The 24,065-nt window shown below is 70.3% G+C and carries 20 protein-coding genes; 11 read left to right on the forward strand and 9 right to left on the reverse strand.

Going from position 1 to position 24,065, the window contains the following annotated elements:
- Nucleotides 1-15: 15 nt before the first annotated feature.
- The 3 genes from ACWGST_RS00195 to ACWGST_RS00205 all read right to left on the reverse strand — a co-directional run bounded on the left by ACWGST_RS00195 (nt 16) and on the right by ACWGST_RS00205 (nt 6,060).
- Complete coding sequence (locus tag ACWGST_RS00195) at nt 16-4,401, reverse strand: DUF7507 domain-containing protein (protein ID WP_452044630.1); 4,386 nt, start codon at nt 4,399-4,401, stop codon at nt 16-18.
- 140 nt (nt 4,402-4,541) lie between these two features.
- The gene (locus ACWGST_RS00200) at nt 4,542-5,090 is read right to left on the reverse strand and encodes a hypothetical protein (RefSeq protein ID WP_452044631.1); all 549 of its coding nucleotides are present in this window, start codon (nt 5,088-5,090) and stop codon (nt 4,542-4,544) included.
- Between the two features lie 109 nt (nt 5,091-5,199).
- The gene (locus ACWGST_RS00205; RefSeq protein WP_452044632.1) at nt 5,200-6,060 is read right to left on the reverse strand and encodes a hypothetical protein; all 861 of its coding nucleotides are present in this window, start codon (nt 6,058-6,060) and stop codon (nt 5,200-5,202) included.
- Nucleotides 6,061-6,138: 78 nt separating this feature from the next.
- On the opposite strand from ACWGST_RS00205, the gene ACWGST_RS00210 reads away from it, so the two are divergent.
- Nucleotides 6,139-6,915 (forward strand): copper homeostasis protein CutC, encoded by a 777-nt coding sequence (locus ACWGST_RS00210; RefSeq protein WP_452044633.1) that lies wholly within the window; start codon nt 6,139-6,141, stop codon nt 6,913-6,915.
- On the opposite strand, the gene ACWGST_RS00215 is transcribed toward ACWGST_RS00210, so the two are convergent.
- Nucleotides 6,899-11,071: an nSTAND1 domain-containing NTPase gene (locus tag ACWGST_RS00215; protein WP_452044634.1), complete on the reverse strand. Its 4,173-nt coding sequence runs from the start codon at nt 11,069-11,071 to the stop codon at nt 6,899-6,901. The two genes, ACWGST_RS00210 and ACWGST_RS00215, sit on opposite strands and share 17 nt — an antisense overlap.
- Before the next feature lie 113 nt (nt 11,072-11,184).
- Here ACWGST_RS00215 and ACWGST_RS00220 point away from each other — a divergent pair, with 113 nt between their 5' ends.
- The 4 genes from ACWGST_RS00220 (at nt 11,185) to serA (ending at nt 14,178) form a co-directional block, all read left to right on the forward strand.
- Nucleotides 11,185-11,508 (forward strand): hypothetical protein, encoded by a 324-nt coding sequence (locus tag ACWGST_RS00220; RefSeq protein WP_452044635.1) that lies wholly within the window; start codon nt 11,185-11,187, stop codon nt 11,506-11,508.
- A 74-nt stretch (nt 11,509-11,582) separates the two neighbouring features.
- Nucleotides 11,583-12,035 (forward strand): DNA polymerase III subunit gamma/tau, encoded by a 453-nt coding sequence (locus ACWGST_RS00225; RefSeq protein ID WP_452044636.1) that lies wholly within the window; start codon nt 11,583-11,585, stop codon nt 12,033-12,035.
- Nucleotide 12,036: 1 nt separating this feature from the next.
- On the forward strand, nt 12,037-12,423 hold the full coding sequence (locus ACWGST_RS00230) for a hypothetical protein (RefSeq protein WP_452044637.1): 387 nt from the start codon (nt 12,037-12,039) through the stop codon (nt 12,421-12,423).
- A 165-nt stretch (nt 12,424-12,588) separates the two neighbouring features.
- Nucleotides 12,589-14,178 carry a phosphoglycerate dehydrogenase gene (gene serA / locus ACWGST_RS00235; protein WP_452044638.1) on the forward strand — a complete coding sequence of 530 codons (1,590 nt, stop codon included), beginning with the start codon at nt 12,589-12,591 and terminating at the stop codon, nt 14,176-14,178.
- A 44-nt stretch (nt 14,179-14,222) separates the two neighbouring features.
- Here serA and ACWGST_RS00240 read toward each other — a convergent pair whose 3' ends face one another.
- Nucleotides 14,223-14,786: a TetR/AcrR family transcriptional regulator gene (locus ACWGST_RS00240; protein WP_452044639.1), complete on the reverse strand. Its 564-nt coding sequence runs from the start codon at nt 14,784-14,786 to the stop codon at nt 14,223-14,225.
- Nucleotides 14,787-14,904: 118 nt separating this feature from the next.
- Here ACWGST_RS00240 and ACWGST_RS00245 point away from each other — a divergent pair, with 118 nt between their 5' ends.
- From ACWGST_RS00245 to ACWGST_RS00260, 4 genes are all read left to right on the forward strand, one after another.
- The gene (locus ACWGST_RS00245; protein ID WP_452044640.1) at nt 14,905-16,467 is read left to right on the forward strand and encodes an MFS transporter; all 1,563 of its coding nucleotides are present in this window, start codon (nt 14,905-14,907) and stop codon (nt 16,465-16,467) included.
- A gap of 72 nt (nt 16,468-16,539) precedes the next feature.
- Nucleotides 16,540-17,601: a 3-isopropylmalate dehydrogenase gene (locus ACWGST_RS00250; RefSeq protein WP_452044641.1), complete on the forward strand. Its 1,062-nt coding sequence runs from the start codon at nt 16,540-16,542 to the stop codon at nt 17,599-17,601.
- Nucleotides 17,602-17,637: 36 nt separating this feature from the next.
- Nucleotides 17,638-18,753, forward strand: coding sequence for a branched-chain amino acid aminotransferase (locus ACWGST_RS00255; protein ID WP_452044642.1), 1,116 nt, complete (start codon nt 17,638-17,640; stop codon nt 18,751-18,753).
- A 110-nt stretch (nt 18,754-18,863) separates the two neighbouring features.
- Nucleotides 18,864-19,634 carry a fumarylacetoacetate hydrolase family protein gene (locus ACWGST_RS00260; protein WP_452044643.1) on the forward strand — a complete coding sequence of 257 codons (771 nt, stop codon included), beginning with the start codon at nt 18,864-18,866 and terminating at the stop codon, nt 19,632-19,634.
- Nucleotides 19,635-19,698: 64 nt separating this feature from the next.
- Here ACWGST_RS00260 and ACWGST_RS00265 read toward each other — a convergent pair whose 3' ends face one another.
- Entirely contained in the window at nt 19,699-20,196 is a 498-nt protein-coding gene (locus ACWGST_RS00265; protein WP_452044644.1) for a hypothetical protein, read from the reverse strand.
- Between the two features lie 181 nt (nt 20,197-20,377).
- Here ACWGST_RS00265 and ACWGST_RS00270 point away from each other — a divergent pair, with 181 nt between their 5' ends.
- Together ACWGST_RS00270 and ACWGST_RS00275 are read left to right on the forward strand one after the other, a co-directional pair.
- A complete protein-coding gene (locus ACWGST_RS00270) occupies nt 20,378-20,851 on the forward strand; it encodes a group III truncated hemoglobin (protein WP_452044645.1) in 474 nt (157 codons plus the stop codon).
- On the forward strand, nt 20,838-21,494 hold the full coding sequence (locus tag ACWGST_RS00275; protein WP_452044646.1) for a helix-turn-helix transcriptional regulator: 657 nt from the start codon (nt 20,838-20,840) through the stop codon (nt 21,492-21,494). The genes ACWGST_RS00270 and ACWGST_RS00275 overlap by 14 nt, the downstream gene beginning before the upstream one ends.
- Before the next feature lie 23 nt (nt 21,495-21,517).
- Here ACWGST_RS00275 and ACWGST_RS00280 read toward each other — a convergent pair whose 3' ends face one another.
- From ACWGST_RS00280 to ACWGST_RS00290, 3 genes are all read right to left on the reverse strand, one after another.
- Nucleotides 21,518-22,366 (reverse strand): hypothetical protein, encoded by an 849-nt coding sequence (locus ACWGST_RS00280; RefSeq protein WP_452044647.1) that lies wholly within the window; start codon nt 22,364-22,366, stop codon nt 21,518-21,520.
- Nucleotides 22,342-22,938 (reverse strand): hypothetical protein, encoded by a 597-nt coding sequence (locus tag ACWGST_RS00285; protein WP_452044648.1) that lies wholly within the window; start codon nt 22,936-22,938, stop codon nt 22,342-22,344. The genes ACWGST_RS00280 and ACWGST_RS00285 overlap by 25 nt, the downstream gene beginning before the upstream one ends.
- Before the next feature lie 83 nt (nt 22,939-23,021).
- Nucleotides 23,022-24,053: an aminotransferase class V-fold PLP-dependent enzyme gene (locus ACWGST_RS00290; protein ID WP_452044649.1), complete on the reverse strand. Its 1,032-nt coding sequence runs from the start codon at nt 24,051-24,053 to the stop codon at nt 23,022-23,024.
- Between the last annotated feature and the right edge of the window lie 12 nt (nt 24,054-24,065).

The following is a 24,065-nucleotide window of genomic DNA, read 5'->3' on the forward strand; positions in this document are numbered from 1 at the left end:
CCGCCGACCTCTCTGCTAGTTGCCGCCCTTGCCCTTGCCGGTGCCGCCCTTGACGACGATCGAGGCATCGTTGGCGTTGTTGGTGAGGTCGGGGTCGAGGGTCGTGCTCGTCACCGTCGACTTGTTCAGGATGGTGCCGACACTGCCGCTGGCCTGCGCCTCGACGACGAAGTTCACGGTCGCACCGGCGGGCAGCCTGTCGGCGGTGCACGTGACCCGGTGCGCCGCCTTGTCGTAGCTGCACTGCGGTGAGACGAACTGCACCACGAGCTTCTTCGCCGTCAGCGGCAAGATGTCGGTCACGACGATGCCTCGGGCGTCAGACGGACCGCCGGTGCCGCAGTTCGGCGTCGGCGTCGACTGGGCATCCGACTCGCAGCCCGTGTCGTTGTGCACCGTGAGGGTGTAGACGATCACCGGCGACGGGTTCCCCGAGCGAAGGGTCGCGGTCTTGTCGATCCAGACGTCGGCGGCCGTGTCGACGTTCGTCGACTGGGCGACGGTGTTGTCGCTCGGGTCGGGGTCGGGCGTCGACGATGCCACGGTCGCCGTGTTCTCGAGCACGGCGTGGGGCGGCAACGACGGGTCGACGGTCACCGTGATGTAGACCGTCACCGAGGCGCCCGGCGCCATCGAGCCGAGGTCGCAGACCACGCTGCCGGGTTGCACGAGCGCGCAGACGGTCGCACCGTTGCCGTCGACCCCTTCGACGAACGTCGTGCCGACGGGCAGCGTGTCGGTGACCTCGACGTCGTTCGCCGTCGACGGCCCGCTGTTCGTCACCGTGAGGGTGTACGTCAGGTCGTCGCCGGCGAGCACCGGGTCGGGCGAGTCGGTCTTGACGATCGACAGGTCGGCCGAGGCGGTCACGTCGGTGACGACGGTGTCGAGGTTGTCGATGAGGTCGTTGTCGAACGTCGAACTCGACACGCGGGCGTCGTCGTGCAGCGGGCCGGTGAAGTCGGGCAGCACGTGCACCTGGATCGTCATCGTGCGCGCCGCACCGGGCGAGAGGTTGCCGAACGAGCACGTCGTGGGAGTCTCTGCATCGCCGGGTACCCCGGCGTTGCACGACGCACCGCCGGTGCCGGTAACGCTGAGGATCTGCACGCCCGCCGAGAGCACGTCGGTGGCGAACACGCCGGTCGCGGTCGACGGGCCGGCGTTCGCGATCGACAGCGTGTATGAGAGGTCGGTTCCGGCGATCGCGGATACCGGGCCGGTCTTGTCGATCGAGAGGTCTGCGACCGCCATGACGCTGATCGACTCCTGCGCCTGGTTGTTCGAATGATCCGGATCGGGGGTCGGCGACGTGACCGTGACGACGTCGTTGATGTCGACGTCTTCGGTGGCCGAGACCTCGAGCGTGATCGTCGCCCGGCCCGGCGACGACGGTGAGGCCGCGGCCAGATCGCCGAGCTGGCACGTGACGACCCCGGCGACGGGAGCCCCGCAGTTGCCTTGGCTCGCGGTCACGGTGCCGATGGCGAAGGCTCCGTCGCTGAGGTTGGCGTCGGTGACGACGATGTCGCGGGCCGACGATGGGCCGAGGTTGTCGACGAAGACCGTGCAGGTTCCGGTGTCGCCGGCGGGCAGCTCGTCGTCGGGCTTGCAGATCTTGGTGACCTTCAGGTCGCTGCGCTCCTGCACGAAGGTGCGCTGGGTGAACGTGTTGTTCGAGAGGTCGTCGTCGACGCTCGCCCCCGAGACCGACACGACGTTCTCGATGAGCAGTGTTCCGTCGTCTTCGCCGACGACGGTGTCGGCGTGCACCCGCGTCTTGACGACGAACGAGCGGCTCTCACCCGCGGGGATGTCGCCCACCGCGCAGGTCAGCTGATGGTCGAGCGCGTCGTAACTGCACCCGCCGTCGTCGGAGAGGTAGTCGACTTGCGCAGGCAGGTCATCGACGACGACCACGCCGGCCGAGGCATCCGGCCCGTCATTCGTCACCGTGACCGTGTAGAAGAGTTCTTCGCCCGCGATGACCGGGTCGGGGGAGTCGGTCTTCGTGACGCGCACATCGGCGATCGGGATGACGTCTGAGACGTCGTCGACGAGCCAGCTGCCGCGGCCCATCGTGCCGACGAGCAGCACGTCGTCGGCCGTGTCGACGTGCAGGTCGAACGCGATCGTGTTGGGCAGCGAGGCGCCGAGCTCGGCCCACACGCCGAGGTTCTGCGTCTGGCTCACGAAGACGCCCGTGTCGGTGCCGGCGAGCAGCGCGAGCACATCGGTGCCCGGTACCGGCACGATCTCGAGCGAGCGCAGGTTGGCGCCGGGCGCAACGGTAGCGAGGTTGCCGGTCACATTCGTGAAGGATGCCCCGGCGTCGACCGTGTGGAAGACCTGCGCGCCGGCCGACACGAATGCGTCGGCCCAATTCTCGGGGTTCAAGACGATGTCGGTCGTCACGCCGCCCGTCCAACCGGGCAGCAGCGCCGGCGCACCGGCACCGGCGCTCCGGAGGAACAGCTGGCCGGTCGTGTCGCCGAACCACAGCACGCCCGGGTTGTCTGCGCCGCCCGCTCGTCCGCCGTAGGCGATCGCCCTCGTCGTGTTCGTCAGGTTGTTCGCGGGCCCGCCGAGGCCGTTGACGACGATCGTGAGGTTGTCGAGCGAGTCGGTCGACTCGTAGACCCGGTTCGAGGTCACGATGAAGCGCGTCGGGTCGATCGTGTTGATCGCGAGCGGGGTGTACAGCGGCAGCGTCGTGTCGAAGTTCTGGATCGTCTGCCCCTGGCCGACGACGTTGAAGCCCGGCGCAGAGTTGATGCACACGTTGGCGGCCGTGCAGGTGCGGCGCAGGAACGAACCGGCCCCGAAGCTGTTCGAGCTGCTGAAGCGCACCGACGACGCACCTGCGTCGTTGACGGCGACGAAGCCGCCGTCGCCGGCGCTGAGCTCCGTCCAGCTCGCGCTGCCCGACGCCGACTGCTCGGGCGCCCCCGTGTCCTGGTCGCCGCAGAGGATCAGGTCGCCGACGCTGTCGTAGTCGCACGAGTGGTGTTCGCTGATCTGCAGGTTGCCATTGATCGACTGCCAGTCGCCGTTGGTCGTCGCGGGGTCGGTCTGCCGGTAGACACCGCCGTCGTCACCCTCGAGGATGTCGCCGGCGGCGTCGAAGACCATCTCGCGCGAGTCGGCGTGCGGCGCGCTGTTGCCGTTCGTGCCGTTGTGGGTCAGCGGCGTGCACTGCGTCGTGGCCGCGAGGCTCGCATCGCAGCGGAAGAGTCGACCGCTGAACGTGTTCGCCCCGATCGAGTTCGGGAAGTTGCCGGTGTTCGCGCCCGCGTCGAGCGGTTGCCGGTCGCCGCCGAGGTAGACGAGGTTCGGATCGCCGGGGTCGGCGAGGATCGAGAAGTGCACGCCGCCCTGGCCGCCCGGCTTCTCGCGCGGCTGGAGGCCGACGATCGCGCCGCCCTCGTTGGTCGTCGGCGTGTCGAGCTGGGTCCAGTTCGCGCCCTGGTCGACCGAGCGCCACAGGCCGTTGAGCTGTCCGCTGTTGACGACGCCCGCGTACACCACGTTGTTGCCGGCGCTCGTGTGCACGGCGAGCTCGAGGTTGTTGGTCGTCGCGTTGCTGATGCCGGTGACCTGGTTCGTGACGTTCGTCCACGTGGCCCCGGTGTCGGTGCTGCGGAAGATGCCCTGCTGCGAACCCGCGTAGAGCACTGCGGCGTTCGAACGGTCGCCGACGAGGTCGAAGACGCCGATGTTCGGCAGACCGCTCGTGCCGTTGCCCGAGAGGCGCGTGAAGTTGGCGCCGCCGTCGGTGCTGCGGAAGATGCCGCCCTGGCCCGCGCCGAACACGTTGCTGTTGGCGTTCGACGAGACGACGATCGTGGTGCCGCGCGGCGCGACCCCCGAGATGCTCTCGCCCGCGAGCTGCACCGCGCCGAGCGGGCTCCAGGTGGTGCCGCCGTCGGCGGTGCGCAACAGTCCATTGAGCGGGCCCGAGATGCGGCCGAACGAACTCACCCGGCCGATCCCGGCGAGCAGCACGGTGTTCGTCGCGACGGTCGGGTCGAGCTCGAGAGCACCGATCGAGAGGCTCGCCTGCTGATCGGTCAGGGGTGTCCAGGTCGGCGAGGCCGCGGTCGCGTTGAACGTGCGCCACACGCCGCCGTTGACCGTGCCGACCCACGCGATGTTCGGATCCGCCGGGTGGGCGACGACGGTCTGCACGGCGCCGGCCACCTCGTTGTTCGGTGTCACGCCCTCGACCTGACCGCCCGTGATGGGCGACGGGCCCTGCGCGGCGTAGTCGGCATCGATCGTCGCCGCCGAGGCGGGCGCGGCGATGAGCCCGCCTGCGACGAAGGCGAAGGCCGTCACGGCTGCGGCCAGCTTCCTCGGCCAGGATCCGTGCGGAGCGCGCGCGTCGATGTGTTCGGTCATGACTACCCCCTCGGCGCGTACCGGGGCGAAACCCACCATCGCCTCACATCGCACGCACTCGACACCGCAGACGATGGCCCTGTACCCCGTTGCTGTCCAGAGGGATATGGACGATGGATCACCCCCAGTTCAGGGGGTCGTTAGGGTTCGGGCGCGCTCTTCTCCACGACGTCGAGCTGCACGAGCGCGGTCTCGCGGCCGCCGAGCACCTGCCGCTGCACCTCGCCCTCGACCGTGTACGCGGCCCCGGCCACCCAGTCGCCGCACGTCGGGGTCGCCTGGCCGCTCTCGGGGCACGACACGCGCTTGCCCCGTTCTGCAAGGGCAACGGCCTCGGCCGCGTCGGCCGCGGTGAATGTGCGGCGCTCGGGATCGGCGAGGTAGCCGATCAGTACGCACGTCGCGTCGCCGGCCCCCGGCGGCGGGCACTCGGAGAGGAAGAACACCCGGCCCGCGACGCGAACGCGTTCGCCGACGAGTGCCGTCGGGTCGTCGACGAATTCGTCGAACTCGATCTCGCGGGCGTTGGACGGGCCGGACTCGTCGTCGCCGTTGTACCCCGTTTCGGCGCTCGCGTGCGGGCTCGCCGAACCCGCGCCGGTCTGCGGTGCGCTGTCGGCACTGCACGCCGACGTCACGAGCACGAGAAGCGCTGTGCCGACGAGCAGGGCGCGTGCCGCGACATCCATGCCTCACATGGTGCGCCCGCTCTCGGAACGCGTCAATCCGCAGTGGACCGAACGGCTTCGCGCAGGCCGGCCGTGGCGAGTGCGCGCCGTGATCGTGCTCCGCGCCTCGCTACTCCGAAGCGGGGGTCTCTTCGGGCGCGTCGTTCGTCTCTTCGGCCGGCGCCTCCGAGGCGGGGTCGGCGGCGCCGGCCGCGGCGTCGACCTGCTCCTGGCTGTAGCCGCAGTAGTTGATGGCCTCGCTCTCCCAACGCAGGGTCAGCCGGTCTTTGCCGGCCTCGTGCGCTGCGGCGACGGTGCCGCTGTAGATGGTGCCGTCCTTCGACTCCTTGTTGACGTCGGGCACCGCCTCGCAGACGTGGAACACCGAGCCCGACTTCGTCCAGTACACGAGGTCCTGGCCGGTGAGCTTCTCGATGACGTTCGACTCCTGGGTGTACTGCTCGATCGACGGCGGGTTGTAGTCCACGCCGAGGGCGAGCGCACCGCCGCCGATGACGATCGCGATGATGCCGGCGAGCGCCTTCTGCTTGCCGTCCATGTCTTTGTTCGTGAAGATCAGGATGATCAGCGGCAGGAACGCGATGACCGCGATGATCGCGCCCAACTGGTTCTGCACGAAGAAGCGCACCTTGTCCTCCTTCGACGCGGGGTCGAAGCGGTTGGCCTTCTTCCAGAGCAGCGAGCCGCCGATCGCGAGCGCGCCGATCACGACGATGAGCACGATGAGCAGCACCATGTTGACCGGCACCTGACGCAGCACCCAGAAGATGGTGAACACCTCGCCGGCGATCGCGAGCAGCCACAGGCCGCCGGCGATCAGGCGGAACGTCGTGGCCTTCTTCTTCGACTCGGCCGTCGGGGTCCACATCGGCGTGTCGGTTCCGGTCGTGCCCGCTGTGGTCTCGCTCGTGCCGCCTGCCGCTGCGGTGGGTTCGACTCGGACGACCTTCTTCTTGCGCTGCTCTGCCACGTTCGTCCTTTCAGGGGGAAGTGTGCCGCGATGAGCATATTGCACGGCCGCCCGTCGCGAGCCGGTAGCGTGTCGGGAATGTCACGAACTCTGCCGGTCGAGATCGCCGTTCAGGATGTCGCGGGGGTGCGGGTCGCCCTTGCCGCGGGCGCGGCCCGGGTCGAACTCTGTCAGGCGCTCGGCCTCGGCGGGCTGACCCCCTCGACGGGACTCATCGAGTCGGCCGCCGCTGCGGCGCGCGAGGCGGGCGCGACCGGATTCGTGCACGTCCTCGTGCGCCCGCGCGGCGGCGGGTTCGTCTACGATGCCGACGAGATCGACACGATCCACCGCGACATCCGTGCCGCCGTCGCTGCCGGTGCCGACGGTGTCGTCGTCGGCGCGCTCACCGAGGCGGGAGCGCTCGACCTCGACGCGATCCGCGCCTTCGTCGATGCGGCGAGCGCGGCCGACGTGACCGTGCATCGTGCGGTGGATGCCGCGGCGCACCCCGTCGCGGCGGTGGCGGCGGTCGCGGCGCTCGCCGAAAGCGGCCGTCGGGTACGCCGGGTGCTCACCTCGGGCGGCGCGGCCGACTGTCGCACCGGAATCGACGGCCTCGCGGCGATGGTTCGCGAGTCGGGGCGGCTCGAGGTCATGGCCGGCGGCGGTGTGCGCATCGACGACATCGCCGCGCTCGCCGCCGTGGGCGTCGACGCGGTGCACCTCTCGGCGAGAGGCGTCGCGACCCGCGGCGGCCCGAGCGGCCCGGGCGGCGGCGTCGACGGCTTCGACATGACGGATGCCGCGGTGGCGGCCGCCGCCGTCGCGGCTGCAGGCGGCGCGGCCGGCGGCGCGATCACTCGGCCGCGGTGAACCCGCACGTCGACCGGTAGTCGCCGAGGTCTCCGAGGTAGGCGTTCCACTCGTCTCGCGTGAGGTCGCGACCGGCCACGCGGCAGGCGGCCTCGGCCTGCGACGACTCCCGCAGATCCCAGACGGCGATGCCGCCGCTCGCGTTGACCGCGAGTTCCTCGCCGTCGGGCCGCACGAAGCTCGCCCAGATGTCAGGGTGGGAGACGGGAACGGGATCGCCCAGGCGGATGCCGCCGACCAGGTCGTAGAGCGAGACCGTGCCGTTCCGCGCGAACACCGCGAGCGTGCGGCCGTCGGCCGAGACGGTCATGTTCGCGAAGCCGCCGGAACTGCCGGGGAGCGATCCGCTGCGCTCGAACGTCGCCGCCGAGAAGCGGGTAATGCGGTTGTCGGTGAAGGCGATGATCTCGCCTCGCGCGGTGAGCAGCGCGGAATCGCCCATCGCGCCGCTTCGGAGCAGTTCGCCGGTGCGACCGTCGAACAGCCTGGTCGTGGTCTCGTCGCTTGTGTCGGACGAGGTGATCAGTACGAGGGATGCGTCGGCATCGGTCGAGACCGACAACACGAACTGATCGACCTTGAAGGTCGGACCGATGCGCGTGCCGGTCAGCGCGTCGAGGGTGGTGACGATGCCGTCGTCGGCGCCGGCGTAGAGTCTCGTTCCGTCAGTGCTCGCACTGAGGTAATCGAGCTCCGGAAAGTCGAGCGGCCAGCTGCTGCCGTCGACCACCGAGATGAGGCCGAGCTCGTCGTCGCCGTGCAGCCCGATCAGCACTTCGCCGGCCCACCCCATGTCATACCAGTCGGCCGGCGGCCGGAACACGGTCTCGCCCGTGTCGGTGTCGATGACGGCGTACTGCTGCACAGGTGGTCGCGGGTCGTCGGGCGCGGTGGCGGTGAACAGTCGCGAGCCCGACGGAAAGTACTGGTCGCCCGCGACCGACCCAGGGGCGACGATCCGGGTGACGGGGCCGGAACCGTCGAGTCGCCAGTGCGTGAACGCGGGCGCGCTGCGCCCGATGGCGGTCAGGTCGCGACCGTCGGATGAGACGTCCAGCGGCCCCACGTGATTGAGCTGCGGGTCGAAGTGCCGCCCCGTGAGTTCACCGGTCGCGAGGCTGCGCTCCTCGATGCGGCCCCACAGATCACCGCAGTAGATCGTGTCGCGCTGCACCGATGCGGCGATCCACGGGCAGGGCTCGAGGGTGTCGTGGCCGAGGCGACGCGACCACCCGACCGCCCCGGCGGTCGGGTCGAACGCGGTGAGGCGAAGGTCGCCGGTGGCGATCGCGAGCGAGTTCGTGACGACGGCCATCGAGACGTTCGACGACCCGTCGGGAAGCCGGATGCTGCCGGTCACCGTCGCCGAGCCCGGATCGACGAGCAGCACTTCGTCGCCCATCGTTCCGTACACGAGCGTGCCGGTCGGGGTGAAGCCGAGCGCTCCGCCGCGATCGGTGTCGCGCTCCTCCTCATGGCCTGCGCCGGTCGTCACCGACCGTCTGGCGCCGGATGCCGCGTCGACGAGGTCGAGCTCGCCGAACATGTCGACCGTCGCGATCACCGACCCGTCGGGGCTCAATGCCACCGTCGAGAGCGGCACGTCGAACTCCACCGGCCCGAGCGTGCGCGCACCGGTCTCCACGTCCGCCAGGTAGAGCTCCGCTCCGTCGCGTTCGAGATGACCCTTGGTCCAGGTGTGTTCGGCGATCAGGGCCAGCCGACCGTCGGTGCTGATCGAAGGACCCATACGGGTGTCGACGAAGGTATCGCGTCGCGGCACGTCGAGCGACCGCACGACTGCGGCCGTCTCGGTGTCGTAGACCACGACCCCTGAATCGGTCGCCACGACGGCCTGCCGGGTACCCGGGATCATGCGGCCGGCCATCTCGCGCACCCCTTCCGCGTACCGGGTGCCGACGAGCCCGCCCGCCGCCTCCATCACCCCCATGAGCGCCGACCGGGTGCGCGGGTCGTCGGGCCAGCGCCGGTAGGCCTCGGCCGCGAGCAGCGCCGCGACGTCGCGCTCGTCCGAGCGCAGTGAGAGCGAGGTGCTCGTGAGCTCGCCGATTTGCGCCTCGGTGCGCTGCCGCTGCGTCTCGTTCGCGCCGACCGCCACGAGCGCGCCGGCGATGACGGCGACGGCGAACAGTGCGACCGCGGCCGTGAGCGCCACCCGAAGCCGTCGGTTCTGGCTTCGGTCGTGCGCCGCGCGGAGCTCGACCTCGTCGATCGCGGCTTGCTCCCGCTGGGCCGACGCCGCGAGAAACTCCTGTTCCGTCGCCGTGAGCTCGGGCGCCGCGGCATCCTGCCACTCTCGTGCCGCCTGCAATCGCGCGGCACGGTAGAGGTCTTCTTCGCGGCGGCCGTCGGCGTCCCACGCGCTCGCCGAGGCCGCGAGCGCGTGCATGGTGCGTGTGCCCTCCGCGTCGTCTTCGAGCCAGCCGCGCAGCCTCGGCCACGCCGTCGCGAGCGATTCGTGCGCGACGATCAGCCAGTCGTCTTCGGTGCTGACGAGTCGCGCGCGGGTCAGACCCGTGAGCACGGCATCGTGCGCCGTGTCGGCCCGGAACGGCTGCAGATCCACGCGACGCCGCATCGGTGCGCCGTCGGCACCGATCTCGACGAGACGCAGAAACGTCGCGCGGCAGATCTGCCGCGCAGCGGGGTCGAGCGAGCGGTACAGTTCGTCGGCCGACTTCGCGATCGCGCCCGTGATGCCGCCGGATGCCTCGTACCCGGCGACCGTGAGCGTGGCGCCCTCCCTGCGCAGCCAGGTCTCGACGAGCGCGTGCGAGACATGGGGGAGCGTGCCCGGGGCGCCTGCCGCATCACGGAGGATGAGCTCGGTGAGCCCGGGCTCCAATCGCAACCCCGAGCGTCGGGCCGGCTCTTCGATCGCCGCTCTGAGACCGTCGGCGGTCAGCGGGCCCACGAGGTGCACGCCCTCGACGAACAGCGGCCCGATCGAGGGCTCGCCGGCGCACGCGTCGAGGAAGTCGCTGCGAACCGCGACGACGACGCGGGTACCGCTCGCGACGGCGTCGGCGAGCAGGTGCCCGACGGCCGCGATCTCGTCGGCCGGCAGGCCCGAGTGGAAGAGCTCTTCGAACTGGTCGACCACCACGACGTCGCTGTGCGCCCGGCCCGACAGCGCATCACGCAGCCGTGCGACGCCCGCGGCACCCGATGCGAGCACGACCACAGTGTCGCCCCGCGCCCGCAGCGCCGGCACGAGGCCCGCGTTGACGAGTGACGACTTGCCCGAACCCGACGGCCCGGAGACCGCGAGGAACGGCGAGCGGGCGAGCCTCGCGAGGGCCGCGGCGATGTCGTCTTCGCAACCGAAGAAGTCGGCCGCGTCATCGGGGCCGAACGGCGCCAGTCCGCGGTACGGGCACTCCTCGCTCGTCCGGGGCGGCGCCGGGGGAGCCGCGAGCGAGGCATCCTGCCGCAGGATCGCGGTCTCGAGTGCGGCGAGCTCCGTGCCCGGTTCGATGCCGAGCTCGTCATCGAGCAGCTCGCGCGCTCGCCGGATCGCGGCGAGCGCCTCGGCCTGACGGCCGCCCCGGTAGAGCGCGGTGGCGAGGATCACCCAGCGGCGTTCGCGGAGCGGCTCGGTGCGCACGAGATGCTCGGCGTCGGCCACGACGGCCCGGTGCTCGCCGCAGTCGAGTCGGGCCAGCTGCAGTTCCTCTTCGGCGCCCGAGCGAAGCTCCGCCAGCCGATCGCTCTCGGCCTCGGCCGGCGGCCAGTCGGCGAGGTCGGCGTACGGCTCGCCGCGCCAGAGCGCCAGCGCGCGATCGATCGCGTCGATCGCGCGCATCGGATCACCCTCGCCATGGTGCGTTCGCGCCGAGGCGACGAGTCGCTCGAACCGGCTCGCATCGACGTCGTCGGGGCCCACGACGAGCCGATACCCGGCGCGCGAGGTGACGACCGCGCCCGCGCCGAGCGCACGGCGGATGTGGGAGACACCGGCCTGCACCTGCTTCGGCCAGGTGCCGGGCGACTCGTCGCGCCACACCGCATCGGCGAGCTCGGACGGTGTGACGACGGTTCCGGATCGCAGGACGAGCGCGGCGAGCGGGGAGCGCTCTTTCGGGGGGAGCGATGCACCGTCGATCGTGAGGTCTCCGAGGACTCGGATCTCCACATGCCGCATCCTGCTCCTCCGCGTGCCGGGCGTCAACGATCGCCGCGACGTTCCATACCGAATCCATACCGGGCGGTGCGCGGGCCGATACCGACGCGAGTGACGCTCGAGCCATGAACACCGCAATTCGAACCCAGCGCATCATCGCCACCGCGCTTCTCGCGGTCACCGCCGGCCTCGCGCTCGCCTCCTGCGCGACCCGGCAGAACTCCGAATCCGACGCCGGCAGCAGCGGGGCCGCTTCTGTTGCCCAGCCGTGGGTCGGAACCCTCGATCTCGCCGAACGGCGGGCGAAAGCGAACGCCGCTGCCGCCGCTGCGGAGCACCGCGCGGCCGACTACGCCGACCAGGCCGAACGCCGAGCCGGTATGTCCAGCCCGAGCGGGATGCCGACATATCGCGATCTCGCCGAACGACGGCTCGTCGCCGATCGGTGAACCGGTTCGACCGGCACGACTCGCAGGTCGGCTCGACGGGTTCAACCCGCCGAGCCGGTCACTACGCTGGAGGCATGAGCCAGGATCCCGACGACGACGCCCTGCGCTGGCAGGGCGACGACGACCCGACGCTCGCGCCCGGCTGGAAGACGGTCGGCTCGCCTGCCCCGCTCGTCGGGGCGGTCGGCGACGAGGCGGGCGCCGCGACATCCGACGACGACTCAGGCGAAGCGGATGCCGCGGGGCAGACCGGCTCGGCCGAGCTCGTGGTGCTCGGGGTGCTGGGCGGCATCTACCTGCTCTACGCGATCGGCTGGCTCGTCGTGGCGATCGGCGAGACGCCGTTCTTCGACGACCCCGTCGCGCAGTTCATGTACGCGCTCGGCAGCTGGTTCGCCGTGCTCGCGCCGCCGCTGTGGTTCGGCGCGGTGCTCTGGCTGGCCAAGGGCCACCGGCGGGCGCGCCTCGTCTGGCTGATCGCCGGTGCCGTGCTGCTCGTTCCCGTACCCTTCCTGCTGCGAGGTTGAGATGACCGAGGCATCCGTTCCCACCGGCTCGACCGACGGCGTCGACGCGGCGCCCGGCCGCGCGGCGACTCCGCTCTGGCTTGCGGTCACGATCGCCGTCGTGTTCGGCGTGTTCTACGCCTACGACGTGTGGGAGGCCGTGGGCAATCTCGTGGGAATGAACGTCACCGCCGCCGGGCTCGGCGTCGCGATCACGGGCTTCGGTTGGGTGCTGCTCGTGGCAGGGGCCGCCGTGCCGCTGCTCGTGTTCGGCGCGGCGTTCTGGCTGGGCCGACGACGCGGGCCGCTCGCGCAGCTCGTGCTCTTCCTCGCCGGGTTCGCGCTCGTGCAGGTGCTCGCCGCCGACATCATCGCGCTGTTCGCGCTCGGCGGCCTCGACCTCTCGTGAGGGCTGCGGGCGGCGGGTGGGCGGCCACGCGGCATCCGGCGTCATAGAACGGTCGTGGAATGCGCGCTCCAGTAGAGTGAGCCGGTAGGCGCCCCGACGGCGTGTGGCGCATCCCACCGCAAGTCGCAGTGTCGTGCGCGCGCGCAAACCCCGAAGGAACCGTTCGTGTCAAAGCCGGTCGTGCTGATCGCCGAAGAACTCTCGCCCGCCACCGTCGATGCTCTCGGCCCCGACTTCGACGTCAGATCCGTCGACGGCACCGATCGGCCCGCGCTGCTCGCGGCCCTTGCCGACGCCGACGCGATCCTCGTGCGGTCCGCGACGAAGGTCGACGCCGAGGCGATCGCCGCTGCGCCGAAGCTCAAGGTCGTCGCGCGCGCAGGCGTCGGACTCGACAACGTCGACATCAAGGCCGCCACCGCGGCCGGCGTCATGGTCGTGAACGCGCCGACATCGAACATCATCTCGGCCGCCGAGTTGACCGTCGGTCACATCCTGAGCCTCGCCCGGCACATCCCGGCCGCGCACTCCGCGCTCGCACAGGGGGAGTGGAAGCGCTCGGCGTACACGGGTGTCGAGCTCTACGAGAAGACCATCGGCATCATCGGCCTCGGCCGCATCGGCGCGCTCATCGCCGCCCGCCTGCAGGCGTTCGGCACCAACGTGATCGCCTACGACCCGTACATCACCGCCGCTCGCGCGCAGCAGCTCGGCGTGCAGACCGTGAGCCTCGACGAACTGCTCGAGCAGAGCGACTTCATCACGATCCACATGCCGAAGACGCCCGAGACCACCGGCATGATCGGCACCGAGCAGTTCGCCCGCATGAAGCCGACCGCGTACATCGTGAACGTCGCGCGCGGCGGGCTGATCGACGAAGACGCACTGCACGACGCGCTCGTGGCGCGTACGATCGCCGGCGCGGCCGTCGACGTGTTCGTCTCGGAGCCGCCGCGCGACTCGCCGCTGCTCGGCCTGCCGAACATCGTCGTGACACCGCACCTCGGCGCGTCGACCGATGAGGCGCAAGAGAAGGCGGGCGTCTCGGTCGCGAGGTCGGTGCGACTCGCCCTCGCCGGCGAGCTCGTGCCCGACGCGGTCAACGTCGCCGGCGGTGTCATCGACCCGTACGTACGCCCCGGCATCCCGCTCGTCGAGAAGCTCGGCCAGCTCTTCGCGGGCATCGCCAACGGCCCGCTCACGAGCCTCGACGTCGAGGTGCGCGGCGAACTCGTCGACTACGACGTGAGCGCACTGAAGCTCGCTGCTCTGAAGGGCGTCTTCACCAACGTCGTCAGCGAGACGGTCTCGTACGTGAACGCGCCGCTGCTCGCCGAGCAGCGCGGCGTCGACGTGCGCCTCATCACCGCCGCCGAGTCGCCCGAGTACCGCAACGTGATCACGCTCACGGGCGCGATCGCCGACGGCCGCCAGGTCTCGGTCTCCGGCACGCTCACCGGCCCGAAGCAGATCGAGAAGCTCGTGGCCGTCAACGGCTTCGAACTCGAGGTGCCGATCGCGACGACCCACATCGTCATGGAGTACGCCGACCGGCCCGGCATCGTCGCGGTCTACGGCCGCGAGTTCGGCGAGGCGGGCATCAACATCGCCGGCATGCAGATCGCGCGCCGCGAGGCGGGCGGGCAGGCGCTCAGCGTGCTGACCGTCGACTCGCCGGTGCCGGCCGAGGTGCTCGAGCGGGTGCGCGAGGCGATCGACGCGAGCCTCTTCGTCGAGATCGACATCACCGAGTAGCCGCCCGGCCGTCCACGTCGGCGGGCGCCCGGGTGCCTGTTCGACTACCGGCCCGACCGGGCGATGCGCTCGAGCAGCGCGACGAGGCCGTCCATCTCGGCGGGGCCGATGTCGTCGTCGCCGAGTTCACTCGCGTCGACCTCGGCACGCAGGGCCGAGTGGTAGTACAGGCCGTCGCCGATCAGCGTGACTGCGAGGGCGAGCGCCGGGTCGTCGACACGCCGGCCGATCTCTTCGAGCCAGCGCGAGCGCACGGCGTCGATCGCCGCTGCGGCCTGCCGGTCGCCGCCCTGGGCGAGCCGCACGGTCGCGACGAAACTGTGGTCGAGCGGCGACTCGAGGTCGACCGACGAGCGCACGAAGTACGAGATCGGACCGTCGGGTGCCGAGTGGATGAGCGCCACGTCGTCGTCGACGAGCCGGTGCAGTCGCTCGATGAGTCCCGCGATCAGTGCGTGTCGCGAGCCGAAGTGGTAGAGCAGGCCGCCCTTGGAGACCCCGGCGGCACGGGCGGTGGCGTCGAGCGTCGCGGTGCGTTCGCCGTCGGCGATGATGATGCGCTCGAACGCGTCGAGCACCGCCTCTCGGGCGGCGGGCGGGCGACTCATGACTCCAGTGTGGCCGACGAGTCGCCGGTTGACCGCGCAGGTGTTGACGAAGTGGTGGACACCTTTGTTACTATACCAACTGGACGGTACAGTAACCGTTGAGACGAACGAGCCTGAGATGACCGACACCGACCAGATCGCACTCCCCACCCACGTGACGAACGCCGCCGCGGCCGCTCGCGCACCCCGCCGGGCGTGGTTCGCCCTCGCGGTGCTCATGCTGCCCGTGCTGCTCGTCTCGGTCGACAACACGGTGCTGAGCTTCGCCCTGCCTGCGATCGCGCTCGACCTCGCTCCGACCGCCGCCCAGCAGCTCTGGATCATCGACGCCTACCCCCTCGTGCTCGCAGGCCTGCTCGTCGCCATGGGCAGCGCCGGCGACCGCTTCGGCCGTCGCCGCATGCTGCTCATCGGCTCGGTCGGCTTCGCCGTGCTCTCGGTCGTCGCCGCGTTCGCGCCGACCGCAGAGGCGCTCATCGCCTCGCGCGCGGCGCTCGGATTCTTCGGCGCCATGCTCATGCCGTCGACGCTGTCGCTGCTGCGCACTGTCTTCGTCGAGCGCGAGCAACGCCGTCTCGCGATCGCGATCTGGGCCTCGGGCTTCGCCGCGGGCAGCGCCCTCGGCCCGCTCGTCGGCGGCATCCTGCTCGAGCACTTCCACTGGGGTGCGGTCTTCCTCCTCGCGGTGCCCGTGCTCGTGCCTCTGCTCGTCCTCGTGCCGCTGCTCATCCCCGAGAGCCGTGACCCCGCGCCCGGACGTATCGACATCCCGAGCACCCTGCTCTCGCTCGCCGCGATGGTGCCGGTGGTGTTCGGCATCAAGTCGCTCGCCACCGAGGGCGTCTCGGGCTTCGGCATCCAGGCCATCGTCTTCGGTCTGTTCTGCGGCCTCTGGTTCGTGCGTCGTCAGTTGAAGAGCCGCTCGCCGATGCTCGACGTGCGACTGTTCGGCCAGGGGTCGTTCGGCGGCGCCGTGCTCGTGAACCTCTTCAGCGTCATCGCGCTCGTCGGCTTCCTCTACTTCGTGTCGCAGCACCTCCAACTCATCGTCGGGCTCACCCCCGTCGCGGCCGGGCTCGCCCTGCTACCGGGACTCGTCGCGATGATCATCGCGGGCCTTGCCGTCGTGCCGATCGCCCGACGGGTCCGGCCGCGGGTGCTCGTGCCGATCGCGCTGCTCCTCTCGGCTGGCGGCTATGCCGTGATCGCGTTCTTCGCGACCGCCGACTCGATCGCCCCGGTCGTCATCGCGTTCGTGATGCTCGGCGTCGGCATCGGCGCCGCCGAGACCGTCTCGAATGAGCTCATCCTCTCGAGCGCGCCCCCCGAGAAGGCGGGCGCCGCCTCCGCCGTCTCCGAGACGGCGTACGAGCTCGGCGCGGTGCTCGGCACCGCCGTGCTCGGTTCGATCATCGCAGCCCACTACAGCGCCGCGATCGTGCTGCCGAGCGCACTCACGGCGGAACAGGCGCACACGGCGCGCGAGACACTCGCCGGCGCCGTCACCGTCGTCGACCAGTTGCCCACTGCGATCGGCGATCGGCTCGCGGCATCCGCTGCGCTGGCCTTCGACGAAGGCGTCGTGATCACCTCGCTCATCGGCGTCGCGCTCATGGTCGCTGCGGCGGTCGTCGCCGTGCTCACGCTGCGCAACCCGCAGGGTGCCCCCGCCCACGAGTGAGCCCGTCGCCGCAGGGTGTCACTCGCGCGCGCGGCCAGTACGCTGGGATGGCCAGCGCACGAAGGAGAATTCATGGTGGACACGGTCAAGCTCGCGGTCATTCCCGGTGACGGGATCGGCCCTGAAGTCGTCGCCGAGGCGCTGAAGGCGCTCGCGGCAGCGACCGAGGGTTCGGGGGTCGCGTTCGAACAGACCGAGTTCTCCCTGGGCGCGGCGCGCTACCTCGCGACCGGCGATGTGCTGACCGACGACGACCTCGCCTCGATCAAGGGCCACGACGCGATCCTGCTCGGCGCGGTCGGCGGAGTGCCCGGCGACCCGCGTCTCGCGGGCGCGAACATCGAGCGGGGCCTACTGCTGAAGCTGCGCTTCGAACTCGACCACTACGTCAACCTGCGGCCGTCGGTGCTCTACCCCGGTGTCGCGAGCCCGCTCGCCGCACCCGGCGACGTCGACTTCGTCGTCGTGCGCGAGGGCACCGAGGGTCCGTACGTCGGCAACGGCGGTGCGATCCGCGTCGGCACGCCCGCCGAGGTCGCCAACGAGGTGTCGGTCAACACCGCGTACGGAGTCGAGCGCGTCGTGCGCTACGCCTTCGCCGCGGCATCCGATCGCCCTCGCAAGAAGTTGACGCTCGTGCACAAGACGAACGTGCTCGTCTTCGCCGGGTCGCTGTGGAAGCGCACGGTCGACGCCGTCGCCGCCGAATTCCCCGACGTCGCGGTCGATTACCTGCATGTGGATGCCGCGACGATCTTCCTGGTCACGAATCCTGCGAGATTCGACGTCATCGTCACCGACAACCTGTTCGGCGACATCCTCACCGATCTGGCCGGCGCGATCAGCGGCGGCATCGGGCTCGCGGCCTCGGGCAACATCAACCCCGACGGCCGGTTCCCGAGCATGTTCGAGCCGGTTCACGGCTCGGCGCCCGACATCGCGGGCATGGGCGTGGCCGATCCCACCGCCGCGATCCTCTCGGTGGCGCTGCTGCTCGACCACCTCGGCCGGGCCGACGCCGCGGCCAGGGTCCAGCAGGCCGTCGTCGCCGACGTCGCCCAGCGCGGCGACACCCGGCGCACGACCGCAGAGGTCGGCGACGCCATCGCCGCACGAATCGGCACGCTCGCCTGAACCGGCGACAGAACCAGCGCATCGAAGGAAACGAAAATGACGATCAACCTCCCGCTCCAGGCTCCGTCGGCAGCAGGTCTCATCTGGCAGGTCATCCGCAACGAGCAGGCGAAGACGCCCGCCGAACGCGACGCGGTGCTCGCCGACCCCGGCTTCGGCAACCACTTCACCGACCACATGGTCGACATCTGCTGGTCTGAGAAGGGCGGCTGGCACCGCCCGCGCGTCACGCCCTACGGCCCGATCTCGCTCGACCCGGCCGCCGCGGTGCTGCACTACGCGCAGGAGATCTTCGAGGGCATGAAGGCCTACCGGCACGCCGACGGTTCGATCCACACCTTCCGGCCGTACGAGAACGCCGCCCGCATGCAGCGCTCCGCGCGTCGCATGGCGCTGCCCGAGCTGCCGAGCGAGATCTTCATCGAATCGCTCAAGCAGCTCATCGCCGTCGACGCCGACTGGGTGCCGAGCGCGCCCGAGACGAGCCTCTACCTACGCCCGTTCATGTTCGCGAAAGAGGCGTTCCTCGGCGTGCGCCCGGCGAAGAAGGTCGCCTACTACGTGATCGCGAGCCCGGCGGGCGCCTACTTCCCGGGTGGGGTCGAGCCCGTGAACATCTGGCTCTCCACCGACTACGCGCGCGCGGGCAAGGGCGGCACCGGCGCTGCCAAGACCGGCGGCAACTACGCATCGAGCCTGCTGCCCCAGGCCGAGGCATACGAGAAAGGATGCCAGCAGGTCGCGTTCCTCGACGACGCCGGCAACCTCGAAGAGCTCGGCGGCATGAACATCGTGCTCGTCAAGCGCGACGGCACGCTCGTCACGCCCGAATCGCCCTCGATCCTCGAGGGCATCACGCGCGACTCGATCCTGCAGCTCGCGACCGATCGCGGCCACGCGGTCGAGCGGCGCGCCATCGCCCTCGACGAGTGGCGCAGCGGCGCCGAGTCGGGCGAGATCGTCGGTGCCTTCGCGTGCGGCACCGCCGCGGTCGTCGTGCCCATCGGGCGCCTGCTCGGCACCGACTTCGAGATCGTGCACACGGGCGCCGCGGCATCCGAACTCGCGCTCTCGCTGCGTCAAGAGCTCACCGACATCCAGTACGGCCGCGTCGAAGACCGCCACGGCTGGCTGACCCGACTCGACGGCTGACGGCCGACAGCCGACTGCTGATGGCCGACAGCTGACTGCTGATGGATGTCGCCGCCTTCGGCGGTGGGGTCCGGGGTCTGCGACGAGACCGCCGCCGGTAGGCTGAAGTCATGAAGATCGCGCGTTTCAGCCACGACGACACCATCGCATTCGGCATCGTCGACGAAGAGGAGCACGAGCTCGTCGTGCTGAAGGCCGACCCGATGTTCGCGGGCTACGAGCCCACGGGCGAGCGCGTCAAGCTCACCGAGGCGAAGCTGCTCGCGCCCGTGATCCCGCGTTCGAAGGTCGTCGCGGTCGGCAAGAACTACCGCGACCACGCGGAGGAGATGGGTGGCGAGGCGCCCGCCGAGCCGCTGCTCTTCTTGAAGCCGAACACCTCGGTGATCGGCCCCGGCGACGCCATCGTGCTGCCGAAGCAGAGCGAGCGGGTCGAGCACGAGGGCGAGCTCGCCGTCGTCATCGGGCGCATCGCGAAGAACGTTTCCGAAGAGGATGCCGAGGACTACATCTTCGGCTACACGATCGCCAACGACGTGACGGCCCGCGACCTTCAGCAGCGCGACGGCCAGTGGGCACGTGCGAAGGGCTTCGACTCGTTCTGCCCGCTCGGGCCCGTGATCGAGACGCACGTCGACTTCGAGACCGCCACGATCGAGACGCGCGTGAACGGCGAGCGCCGGCAGTCGGGCAGCCTCGCCGACATGGTGCACTCGGTCGGCTCGATCATCGCGTACGCCTCGAGCGTGTTCACGCTGCTGCCCGGTGACGTGATCCTCACGGGCACTCCCGCCGGCGTCGGCCCCATCGTCGACGGCGACACCGTCGAGGTCGACGTGACCGGACTCGGCACGCTCTCGAACCCGGTGCGTTCGGCCTGAGGCGAACCCCGAGCGGTGCGACTGCATCGCGCCGCCGTGTTCGCCCGAGTGCCCGCTGCGTGCGTCAGCCGGCCGCGCGCAGGTGGCTGATGACGAGCCCGACCGGCACGCCGATGAGGACGACGACGAACACGATCGCCGAGAGCACGCGTGCGACGCGCCCCATTCCGCCTGATGACGCGTCGCTCGACGAAGACACGAGGGTTGCACGCAGCGCCACCACGAGCGTCGGCACGATCAGCAGCCCGCCGAGGTCGGCGACGAGCGGCAGTCTGGCGAGCGCGCCGACGATGACGAGCAGGAAGCCGAGGTTCCACACGGTGAACAGCAGCACCCCGCCGCGGCCGTCCGCCCACGGAGCCGAGGCGACCACCCGGGCGATGAGGCACTGCGTGGCGCCGCCCACGAGCACGAGGTAGGCCGCGAGCCAACTGCCCTGCTCCCAGTTCAGCGGCCCGGTCACCGCGGCGACGAGTCCGCCGACGACGATGAGCGCGATGCCGACGGCATTGCCGACGGCGACCGGCGTGATCCGCTGCGCGGACGCCGTGGAGGCCGTCATCGTGCGCACCTCGCCGTCACCGACCGGCACGGTTCGCCGCAGCTGCACTTCGCGGTTGCGATGATGTCATGGCGCGCGTTCACTTCTGATCCCTTCGACACGATGGCGATCCCGAAGAACTGGTCGTCGATTTGAACGTAGCAGATTGCGGTTTATTCGGGTGAGCGGGTAGTTTCGACACATGGTCGAACTCCCCGGCGAACTCACCGCACTCCGAGACATCCGTGACCGCGCTGACATTGCGCGGCTCGTCGAGTCTTTCTACCTGCGGGCCTTCGCCGACCCTCTGATCGGACCGATCTTCACCGATGTCGCGCACATGGATCTCGACCATCATCTGCCGATCATGTGCGACTTCTGGGAGACGGTGCTCTTCCAGACCGGCACCTACCGGCGGAACGCGCTCGCCATGCATGTCGCGATCAACGCGAAGTACGAGCTCGAAGCGGCGCACTTCGACCGATGGCTCGAACTCTGGGTCGTGAACGTCGACGAGCAGTTCGCGGGCGACGCCGCCGAGCGCGCGAAGGTCCAGGCGCGCCGCATCGCCGGATCGATCGGCCGCCGACTCGCGGGGGGCTCGGGCAGCGCCCTCGAAACCGTCTCGTCGCGCGCCCGGCTCGAGGCGGAGGGGGCGATCGATGCGGTCGGCTGAGTCCGACCCGCGAGCTGACGTTGCGGCGCTCGCGGTTGCGTCGCCGCCCAAGATGCGGGTGCTCGAGGCCCTGCAGCGGGTGGGGCATGCTGTGGACGCACGAGAACTCGCCGATGCGCTCGGCGTGCACGTCACGACCGCACGGTTCCACCTCGACAAACTCGTCGAGGCCGGCGTCGTCGTCGCGGCCGCCGAGCACAGTTCTCGTCGTGGACGCCCCCGCCTGCGCTACGCCCTCGTCGACGTGGTCGCGACCCGCGCGCGCGACGAACGATCTCGTGAGCAGCTGATCGAGGTGCTGGCCGTCGCTCTCGACGGTCAGGCGAGCGAGACCCGCGCGAGGCTCGCGCGTGAGGCGGGTCGACGCTGGGCCGAGAACCTGGCGGGCGACGACGCCGCCATGCGTGATGATACGGCGACCGACCGCCTGACCCGCATGCTCGATGAGCTCGGCTTCGCTCCCGAGCCTGTGGCCGAAGGCCTCTCCCTGCATGCGTGCCCGTTCCGAGATTCAGCGCGTCGGCACCGCGACGTCATCTGCGGAGTGCACGCGGGGCTGATCGGTGAGGTGCTCGCCGGCGCTGAACTGTTGCCGTTCACCGCGCCCGACCGCTGCCTCGTCGCCCTCGGCGCGCCGCACTGATCTTCCGCCGGCCGTCGCTGGGGTCAGCAGCCGGGTCCGGTGGGGTTCTGGATGCAGTCGCTGTCGACGAGGACGGTGTCGATCTGTCCGACGAGGACGGGTTGCGGGTCGCCGGTGATGGTGAGGGTGCCGGCGATGGGTCGCCAGGCGGAGCCGGCGAAGCGGTATTCGGCGCGCAGCACGATGTCGAGGGTGACGGTGTAGCGGCCGGATTCGTCGTACTGATGGCTGGTGTCGGTGGCGGTGAATTCGCGGAGTCCGAGGCTCTCCCAGGTGGTGCCGGGGGTGGCGCTTTCGACGAGGCCGCCGTCGCTGTGGGTCCAGCGGTAGCCGACGGGGGTGAAGCGGACGTCGGCGGGTTGGCCGAGCAGGGTGCCGGTGATGATCTGGGTGGATGCGTCGGCGATGAAGTTGGCGGGGAGGTCGCGTACGGCCCAGCCTCGGGGTTCCATGTCGCCGACGGGTTTGGCCGGGACGAATGAGGCGATGTCGCGCAGGGTGATGATGGTGCCCGGGACGGGTGCGGACGGGTCGGGCTCGGTCGGTGGCATCCAGCACTGTTGTGGGTTCAGCGGACTGCAGTTCTCCGACACCGCGGGCTCAGGTTTCGGAGCTTCTTCTGATTCATAGAAGAGCGCGTCGTCTACGACCGATTGCTCGGCAAGCGGTGGTGGAGCATCGCCGCCACCGCTTGTGACCGCTTCGAGGATCGCCTCAGTTGGAGTCAACGTTCCGGCGGGCGTTGCGCACCCATCGACCCAGGCCATCGTCCCCGAACAGGCATCGGGATCTGGCGGTGCCTCGGCCGTGTTCAACGGGGCGAAGGTGACAGCAGCGGATATTGCGATCAGCAGAAGTCGTCGCCTGACCATGCGTTTACTCCGCTCACGATCAGTAATGCCGGTTCACCTGGTGCAGAGACCATGAATGCCTGCGACGCAATGCGATCGGGTCGCTGTGCGGGCGTGACGTCGGTTCCGTTCGCGTCGATCACTCGGGAGCCTGAAACATCTCGGCAGAGGTAGATCGACACCTCCGCAACACCGTCGACCGTGCGCCATTCGACCAGCGAAGTCGTATCGAATGACGACGGACCAGATGAGCTCAAGCCCAGATCTTCTATCGCGGCGTACTCTTCGTGGAGCTTCGGGGCGAACTCAGTGGTGACGACAGTGTCGATGCGATCGGCTTCCTCGCCGCCTTGGATGAGAATCGTGTCCGACACTTCGCGGTACGCCTCGTACGCTTCAACCGCCGCCGCAAGGGCCTCCTCATCGCTCGCGAAGATCGGCCCCGCGGCATCCGCTGATGGGCTCGGCGAAGGCGACGGCGCTGGGTCGGCGCCCGTGCACCCGCTCATGAGCAGCGCGATCGCGCCGGCCGCGGCGAGCGCGATGCCGAGTCGGTCGCGCTGGCGCCGCGGCGCCAATCGGGGGAGAGACATTTGATCACCCTAAGCGAATCCCCGGGGTGGCCGTGGCGGTTATCCACAGGCGGGATCCGACCGCTCAGCCCGGCGCCCGTCGCTCAGCGACCGAGGGCGGAGGCGGCGAGATCGACGTCCTCGTCGTCGTTCCAGACGTGGAACGCGACCCGAGCCCGGCCGGCGCGCCCCGAGGCCGTGATGCCCGCCGCGCCGAGCGCGGCCAGCGCACCGCCGTCGGCGTCGGGCCAGGCGACGATCGCGCTGTCGGCGGCGTCGAGTCCGAGCCGCGCCCGGAACGCATTCGCGAGCCCGACGTCGTGCCGTTGCACCTCGCTCATGTCGAGCGAAGCGGCGAGTTCGAGCGCCGCCTCGGCACCCGCCCAGGCGTGCCAGGCGGGGGAGACGTCGAAGCGCTGTGCGCCGTCCGCGAGGTGCAGCGACGGCCCGTAGCACGACGCCCAGGGGTCGGTGCCCGAGTACCATCCGGCCGCGTGCGGAGTCAGTTCATCGACCGCTCGCGTCGAGAACGCGGCGAAGGCCGCGCCGCGGGGCGCCGAGAGCCACTTGTACGCGTGGCAGATCACGACGTCGGCGTCGAGCGCGTCGGTCGGCATCCAGCCGGTGGCCTGGGTCGTGTCGACGAGGGTGAGCGCGCCGGCATCCCGAGCGGCGACGGCGACGGATGCCGCGTCGGCGACCTCGCCCGTCGCCGACTGCACGAGCGAGTACGAGACGAGCCAGGTCGTGGCCGTTACCGCCTCGGCGAGGGAGTCGAGCGGCACGTGGCGCACCCGCAGATCGCCGCGAGCCAGGAACGGCCCGATGACCGACGAGAAGTCGCCGTCGACGCACACGATCTCGGCGCCGGCGGGCGCCGAGGCGGCGACGAGTCCGGCGAAGACCGATACCTGCGAACCGGTGGCGATCTCACTCGGCGCGCGGCCGAGCAGCGTCGCGGCGTGGCCCCGGGCCCGGTCGTGGATCCTCCCGTACTCGACGCCGCACGCGGTTCCGGCCGACCACGATTCCAGATCGCGTCGCACGGTGTCGCGCGTGACGTCGGCGGGCAGGCCCATCGTGCAGGCGGCGAGGTAGCCGCGGCCTGCGGCGTACCGCTCGCGGGTGTGATGCATGCATCAAGACTC

The organism is Agromyces sp. NPDC055520 (assembly GCF_053619715.1).